The sequence below is a fragment of the Helicobacter bilis genome (assembly GCF_900198365.1).
GTDB classification, from domain to species: Bacteria; Campylobacterota; Campylobacteria; order Campylobacterales; family Helicobacteraceae; genus Helicobacter_A; species Helicobacter_A bilis_B.
Map to the genome: position 1 here is coordinate 1 of NZ_FZMS01000024.1, position 7,895 is coordinate 7,895.

At 33.3% G+C, this 7,895-nt stretch carries 6 protein-coding genes; all 6 read right to left on the reverse strand.

Going from position 1 to position 7,895, the window contains the following annotated elements:
* Positions 1-11: 11 nt before the first annotated feature.
* The 6 genes from C6H08_RS03920 to C6H08_RS03945 all read right to left on the reverse strand — a co-directional run bounded on the left by C6H08_RS03920 (position 12) and on the right by C6H08_RS03945 (position 7,566).
* Positions 12-2,123, reverse strand: a complete 2,112-nt coding sequence (locus C6H08_RS03920; protein ID WP_138196300.1) for a hypothetical protein — start codon at positions 2,121-2,123, stop codon at positions 12-14.
* A gap of 105 nt (positions 2,124-2,228) precedes the next feature.
* Positions 2,229-2,870: a protein kinase family protein gene (locus tag C6H08_RS03925; RefSeq protein ID WP_034580173.1), complete on the reverse strand. Its 642-nt coding sequence runs from the start codon at positions 2,868-2,870 to the stop codon at positions 2,229-2,231.
* Positions 2,871-3,102: 232 nt separating this feature from the next.
* Positions 3,103-4,266: a phage capsid family protein gene (locus C6H08_RS03930; protein ID WP_034580174.1), complete on the reverse strand. Its 1,164-nt coding sequence runs from the start codon at positions 4,264-4,266 to the stop codon at positions 3,103-3,105.
* Positions 4,267-4,600: 334 nt separating this feature from the next.
* Complete coding sequence (locus C6H08_RS11870; RefSeq protein ID WP_233708476.1) at positions 4,601-6,469, reverse strand: hypothetical protein; 1,869 nt, start codon at positions 6,467-6,469, stop codon at positions 4,601-4,603.
* Between the two features lie 170 nt (positions 6,470-6,639).
* A complete protein-coding gene (locus tag C6H08_RS03940) occupies positions 6,640-7,032 on the reverse strand; it encodes a hypothetical protein (protein ID WP_034566106.1) in 393 nt (130 codons plus the stop codon).
* Positions 7,033-7,044: 12 nt separating this feature from the next.
* Entirely contained in the window at positions 7,045-7,566 is a 522-nt protein-coding gene (locus C6H08_RS03945; protein ID WP_034580175.1) for a hypothetical protein, read from the reverse strand.
* Positions 7,567-7,895 lie beyond the last annotated feature (329 nt).

The window sequence follows — 7,895 nt, forward strand, 5'->3', positions numbered from 1 at the left end:
AAACGCCTAACTTAATAAAATATATCCACACTTCCCCCTGCCCCTATACTTACATTTATACTATTTTCATTCTCTGGTATATCCACAATGCTAAACTTCATTTCCCCAAACTGCCCATTTCCCCCTGCATTTCCCACGCCACCATTTGCGGTTACAAAACTGCCAAAAGAAGATGGAGTCCCACTTGTTGTGGCATTATTTGCCCCTGTGCCACCTAAGACATTTACAAACACTCTTTTTACACTTTGTGGCTTATTCCAAGTTGTTGTCTGTGTGAAATTTTCATGCGTTAAACCATTCATTAAAAAAGAAAAAGTTGTTTTTAGCTGACTTATTGTCTGTTCTGTGAGTTTATTTATAGATTCTAAACTGCTTTCTTTTTGTGTGTCTAGGCTTTGTATATGCTCATCTTTTTTGTTTGCTAGTTCTGTTTGAGAGTTTTGCAAGGCATTTGGGATTGTTGTATTTATGCCCTCTTGTATGAGATTTTGTGCTTCTTGTCCTTTATTTTGCAAGTTTAAAAGCCATGTATCATACTCTTGCCTTACTTTTGAATCAAGTGTAGTCGTGTTAGTTTTGATTTGTTCTAATAGTCTTTGGGCTTCTGTTCTTATCTCTTGCATACCCTCTGTTTTAATCGCATTTAAGGCTTCTTGTGATTTTGTAGCAAAGCTGTTTAAATGCGTATTATGCTCTTGTATCATTGTATTGACATTGTTTTCTACTTGCTGTGTTTTTGTTTCTATCTCTTGTAATTTAGAGTCTAGATTTGTATTTGCTTGTGTGGTGTTGTTTTCTATTTCTTGTATTTTTTCCTCACCTTTTTGCTTGATAGATTCTAAGCTTTCTTTGAGTTTATCTTGCAGTTGTGTCTCATGTGTAGAGGCTTCTTGGCGTATCTCATTTAGCCCATTTTCTTTTGCTTGTTCTAGTTCGGCTTTTTTAGAATCTAGCGTATTTGTTATCTCTTGCTTTTTATGTTCTGCTTCTTGTATGAAGTTTTGCGTATGTGTTTCTAGCTCAGCTTTTTTCTCATCGCCTTTTGCTGTGATAGATTCTAAGCTCTTTTGGCTTAAATCTGTGATTGCTTGGAGGTATAACTCTTTTTTAGTATTGCATTCTGTGGCTAACTCATTTGCCTTTGTCTCTAACTCTAAAAGTCCCTCTGTTTTCTTTGTATCTAGGGCCTGTAAAGAGTCATCACGCAAGGCGCTTAGTCTTGCATTTACTTCAGTATCAAGGGTTTTTACTTCTTGTAGTCTATTGTTTGAAACAGAATTTATCTCATTGATTGTGTCTGTTTTTATTTGATTTGATTCTACTATGAAATCTTGGGCTTGAGTTTGGAGTTTGGCTAAAAGCTTATTAAAGGCTTCTTGTAATCCTGTGTAATTATCTTGCAAATCTCTTTCATACTCTTCTTTTTTTAGCATTAACGCCGCAATAGCGTTATTTAGCTCTGTATTTAAGAAATCTCGCATATCATTTAAAAGTTTTTCATTATTCTGTGTAAGCCTTTTAAACTCTTCTATGGCTTGTTCTAAATTCCCTATGTTATGTTCTATAAGCTGTAATTTCTCATAGGTTTGTGTAACCTTTTGCATCGTGTTTTTTGTATCGGCTAAATCTAGCTGACAAGCATCATGCAGGGCTTCTATTTCATTACGCAAGGCAAGGGAAGTAGCGTTTGCATTATCCATTTCTTTTAAGGCTTGCATGATGTAGTTGTTTGCAAGTATCACCATTTCGCTAAATCTCTTATTCATCGCTTCAATGTCAATGACTGCTACCTCAATGCTTTCTTTATTATCTTTAAGCAATTCTACATGATAGAGATAAAAGTCATTTAAAATACGCATAATAGCAATGAGTTCAGTAATGCCCCTTAAACTCAAATCTGTTTTAATAATAAAGTTTGCATTCTGTGTGAGTGCGTTTTGCATATCTGTATAAACTTTTTCTAGCCTGTCTTTATCAGCTTGGGTTATGCTTTGTGGGGGATTTATTGGGTTTGCTAGGTTTGCTTTTTTATCTTTTACTTCTTGGGCTATTTGTGTATCCACGGCTTGCATGGCGTTATCTAATTGCCCTGTAATGCTTTGTGTTTGTGTGGTTTGTGCCATATTTAATCCTTTTTTTAATTTTTTAAAGCTTTGGTTTGTTTGCATTTTCCTTTTTTTGTTTTGTCATGTCTGTTTACTTTAAGAGAGGCAAAGAAACATAAAAACCTACTTAAATAATTTTTCCCATACACTCCTACTTGCTTCATACTGCAGGGCGTGTATTTGCTTATCATGCAGGGCTTGAAGTTGTTTTGCCTTTTCAATCTCTAGCCTTAAATCTTCTAACATTTGCCCGTGCAATAAAAAGTCTGTTTGCAAAGCAGTTATACAATTGGCATTTTCTTCTTGCCTCTCTTTTAACTCTTGGGGGTTAAAATCCTTAAATTGTTGCAAACTTGTTTCTAGCTTTTGGATTCTAAATGCAACCTTAGACAAAGGATCTGCAATATCAATAATAGGCTTTGCTCTATCAAGTAAATCACTATGCAAACCCTCTTTTATCTGTAGGTTATAGATATCACCTGCATTTTTATCTGCTAAATTTTGGGTTTTATTAATCTTAGAGAGTAGATACTGGCTATTTTCTGCATGTTCTTTTAAGGTTTTCTGCAATACATTTGTAAAATCTTGCAAACCCTTAATTTCTCCTATAAGTGTATTCACCACTTCGCCTAAATTGCCCTCGCTTTTTTGTTGCTCTTTTAGCTCTTGTATTTGTTTTGTGAGATTTGTTACAATTTCTTGTAATTCTTTTATTTGTAATTGCAAAATCTCTTTATCTTGTGATGTTTTACGCCTTAGTGCCATTTGTTATCCTTTTTTAATTTTTTAAAGCTTTCATCTTGTCTCGTTGAAACAAGATGAAAGCAGCATGATAAATCTGCCTGTTTGCTTTAACTAGATTCTAAGGTTTGCATTATGGCTTTAAGGGCTTTTTTGAAAAAAATAGCTAGGAGTTATCTTTTGTGATAATGACTAGCTTATTTTTTCAAAAATCGCTTAAATGTATAATCAAAACCAAATCTTAATAACCAATTACTTACTCTTTAGAATAAAACAACCCAATCGTTGCAAAATCCTGCCCACTATATTTAACCAACCCATTATCATCTTCACCAAATCTAGCCTTAGCAATAGCCATAACCCTATCCATACCCACTGCAATTTTTCTTCCTGCATCTTTTTGTTCTACATACATTCTAGGGCTTAGATTCCCTGCGATTAACAATGCACTTGCACCAATTAAAAAGCCAATTGATACAGGCTGTGCGTCTGCATAATCACTAGGCTTTACAATCTTATTGTGTGCGTTATCTTTATTTAAAAAGCGTAAAAAGTCTTTATCTTTTACTTCAGAATTACAAAGCCCCGCGGCTGCTTCACTCCATACGCCAAAGTCTAATACTGGACAGCCATCAATCATACCTACTAATCCCATAAAAAGATTATTGCTAGCTCCTCTCTCCCCTGCGTATTTTTGCATATCTCGCCATTCTTCATCATTCTTTAATTGCTGGATTCCATAGCTATCAAGCATGATAATATAAGAATAGTGCATTGTGCTTATACCGCCATTACTCATGCTTTGTGCGCGGATTGGTTTAAGTGGGAAAATCTCTTTATTTTTATAATCAATTCCCGTTCTAGCTAGAAAAATCGCCCTGCGGATTGCTTTAACACTGATTGTATCACCCTTTTGTATCTTTTTACTTGCATTCTTGACACTTGTTTCAGCTGTGGTGTCTTTGTAGCCATTTTTGGCATCAGCTACTACGCAGTTTGTTAGATCATTTGTTAAAGCGGCTATAAATTGCTTATCTCTTGTATCCATCATCCAAGTAGCTAGTGAATCTTTTGCCTCCTTTTCAAAGTCTATAAACTGCATTTCGCTATAATGAAATACTGGGCTTAATAAACCATTACCACTAATTTTTGGGTAAATGGTTTGGTTTAGGATTTCCATTTCATCGTAATTTGTTTGAAATTCCTCATTATCTTGGACTCCCATGCCAGTTAGTCTTGCTTTAAGTCGTGGGCGGAATGGTTGTTTATTTGCGATTTGATAGCTTCTTATGCCTCTGTCGCTTCCCTGCCCTACAAGTGGTTCAAAAGGGCTTTTAATCCAGCTCATAGACTCTATTTCTTTGCCGATTTCAATGCCTATGTTAGGGTTATTCATAATATCTGTTAGAGTGTAACTCATTTTTAGCTCCTGTGTTGTGAGTATTTGTTTTGTATATTAGTTTGTTTTTGTATTCATTTAAAGGGGGGGATATTTTATTTTTTATTTTTTAAAGCTTTCATCTTGTGGTAACATTGTAATGATTTTAATACTTTTATAGTAGTCATTATCGCTTAGATAACTCCTACTATAAAAGTATTAAAAAACATTAAAAGCCTACCATCAATCTTAAAAAGCTTTGTTTGTCTTTTGCATGGTTTTATGGCTTTGTTTGCTTTGTGGTGTTATTTTATGTTGTGTAAAAACATGTTAAAAACAAAGCCTCCTTTCTGTAAAAAACAGAGGCTAATAAAACTTAAAGCATTCCATTTTGTATTAAATTATTCAAATTCTTATCTGTTGTATTTTGTGGTAAGCCATGATTCTTTCCATCGATTGCAAGTTGTGTAACAAGTTTGCCTATTTCTTTTTGTAGAAAAGATTTATCGACTTTGTGTTTTAGTGTAACTCTATGTGTGATGCATAAGCGATAATATGTTACCCATTCTCTGTTGTCATTTTCACCGCCCCATCGCTCTTCCACTTGATACGCTTCAATGCTAAACTCCCCTGTTGCAATGCTATCTACATAATAATATTGTGTTTCTTGTGTATGTCTAGACCCATCGCTATCATAACTTACATTAAATACTTTATGATTACTATCTGTATATACTGAATCTACTCTTTGAAACTCGTATTTTTTTAGGGTTAAATCTGTATTGCTTAGATTAACCTGTCTTAAATAAAATCTTTTATCTGCATTTTCTTCTTTACTCTCAAATTCCTTTTTCTTTATCTCTCTTTGTTTTGTGTAGTTTTCTATAATCTTTTTTGCTTCTTCTTCACTTGGAGGGGTTCTTTTGTCCTGTGTTTTTTCTTTGCAAATATGTGGGGAATAAAACCATGCCTCTTTACTCTCTGTTAATTCTACAAAACCAAATTTAAGCTTACTCTCTTCACTTAATTGAGTATATAAATTCATATAATCTCTATAATATCTGTCTATGCTTTCATCGATTAAATCAAGCTTTAAATAATGCGTGATTTTTGGTTGATAGCCCTCTTTATATCTGTTTTGTGAATCTTTTAGCTGTTTATATGCCATTTGGTTATTAAAGCGTTTTATGCTTGGATTTATTTCTTGCTCTTGCATATCCATTGGAATATGTGATTTTACTTCGCAAATATCGTTAAATTCTAGTAAAGCCTTATATCTTTTGCAATAATGCAAACTGCATAACGCCAAAACGCCGCCTTTTACCACTTGTGCGACTGCTGCCTTGTGTGCTAAATCTTTTGTAATATCAATTTCTTGTGCTTTTTCTAGCTTTATGTCAAAGCCTCTTTTGCTATACTCATAGTCATAATGATTACTGCCTGGCATTTCTTTACTCTGTCTGTTTCGCATAGTATCTAAAATCTTGCCCTCATTTTCATTTGAATGCTCTCTTTTTTCTTGTGGGTTTTGTTCTTGTGGTTCTTTTGCAAAGTCTATTTCGTTAGTATCATCTTTTCCGGGTGCTGTTGGGTTTATATCTGGTATTGCCTGACTTAAATCTTTAGCGCTTTTTCTCATTACCTTTTTTACTCTTGCTTTAAATGCGGGTAGATAAACATCCATAATATACATTATGCTTATCTCATTAAGCTCAGCATAACCCTCTTCATGCACTAAGTCATTAAACTCTTCTTTTTGCATTTCTATATAGTTTGTTACCCCGCTTAATAATTCTTGTTTATTACCATCACTAATCTTAGCCCAAGTTACAAACATCTTTATTACAAAATATAGCTCATTTATATAGTCTGGGTATTTCCAAAATTTTTTAGTAAGAGTATGGGCTATTTCTAATCCTACTTGTATTAAAGTGATCATAAGACTTACAATCTGGCCTATTACTGGGACAAAATTAGCTCCAATATTTGCAACGGTTAAAACATAATTGGCTACATCTTTTGTTAATGCAACAATACCCCATTTCATATCTTCTAATACTTTAAGTCGTCTTAGCTTTCTGTAAAAATGCGTAGCTAAATCAAAGATTAAATCTATTTCTTCATTATCTAAAACAATCATTGGTAAATTATCACTTTTAAAGCTTGTTAGCATAAAGGGATATTGGTCTAAAAAGCTTTGATTGTAGGGATAGGTGTCTTTTCTTATGTCTTCTATTTTATACATGTTTGTTTCCTTTTAACTGCAAACTAGCGACTTTAAAGCGTGAAGTATTGCGAGGCAATTTTAAGGGTTACCAGAGCTTTTTTGTGAGGGAGTGTATATAAAATACATTGAGCGAACAAAAAAAGCGATAATTCCCTTAAAAGTGTCCGCAAGACAAACGCTACTAAGCCTTAGCGTTTTTTGATTGTGTATAACGCCTCATAAATCTTTTTCAACCTCGCTTCACTGATTTGTTCTTCATTAAATGCAGACATATACGCATTTCCATTTCTAACAACTTCTATAAAGTCTTCAAGTGTTAGGATTCTATCTTTTATGGGCAAAACTAGATTTTCATTTGTTACATGACATTTTTCACACTCTGTGCCACCTAAAGCTCTTATATTTGCTTTTAGCTTTTCTACCTTTTCCTCTGCTTGAAGTTTCTTTTCCTTATCTCTTAGTGTAATTAAAATCGCATTGCCAGAATCAATTGAGAGGGCAATATCATCTAGCCTTTTATTTGTTTGATAGACAAAGAAAACAAATAATAAAGCTATAGCAAATAATATTTTTTCCATCATGTTAAATCCTTTTTATGCTTTTATATTTGTGGTTTCTTTTTGTATTGCTTTGATGTCTGTTTGTATATGTTCTTCTTTAGTGTGGGGTTGTTTTATGTTTTCTTCCTCTTGTGCTTTATTTGCTTTTATGGCTTGTCCTATAAATGATTCTGCTTTTATTAAATCTTTTAATTCGTCTTTATATCGATTGCGCATAAGTCTGTATATTTCTAGTTTTATTGCCACCCATATTAAAATACTTATGTTAAAGGGTGTTGTGCCAAGTAAGATAATAGCTACAAGTTGCAAGGTTTGATATTCTTGCAGGGCATCACTTTTAAACATAGCAGAAACGCTTAAAATAACAACTAAGCTAACAAAGAATTGCATTAAAGCGCAAAAGCTTAAAAACTTCCACTTCACACCCTTTTCATTAACAAAGAATTCTACACCTCGACTCATATATTCCATAGCATAGAATATACTTATGCTTAAGAATGGGAGTATAAAGAATTGATAATAATCATAAATAATATTTCCGATTGTTCTTAGCATTTTGCTTTTTATCCTTAATGGTTTATTTGTGTTTGTTTGTCATATTGAATGCCTAGTATGAAATATTTATCATTTTGAGATTTGCAGTTAGTGTAAAAAACTCACTTGTAAAGATTTTCGCTCAAAATGACAAGCTAAAAGCCCTTTTATAAAAGGATACTACACGCTAGGCATACAATAAAACAAATCTTAATTAATCCCACTACGCATATGCTAATAATGGGGACTTATGCTTTATTGCCTAAAACATAAGCGAACATATTTATTATATTTACTTTTTTAATTGAAATATAGGGGCTTGTTTTATTTGGGATTTTGTGGTATGATAG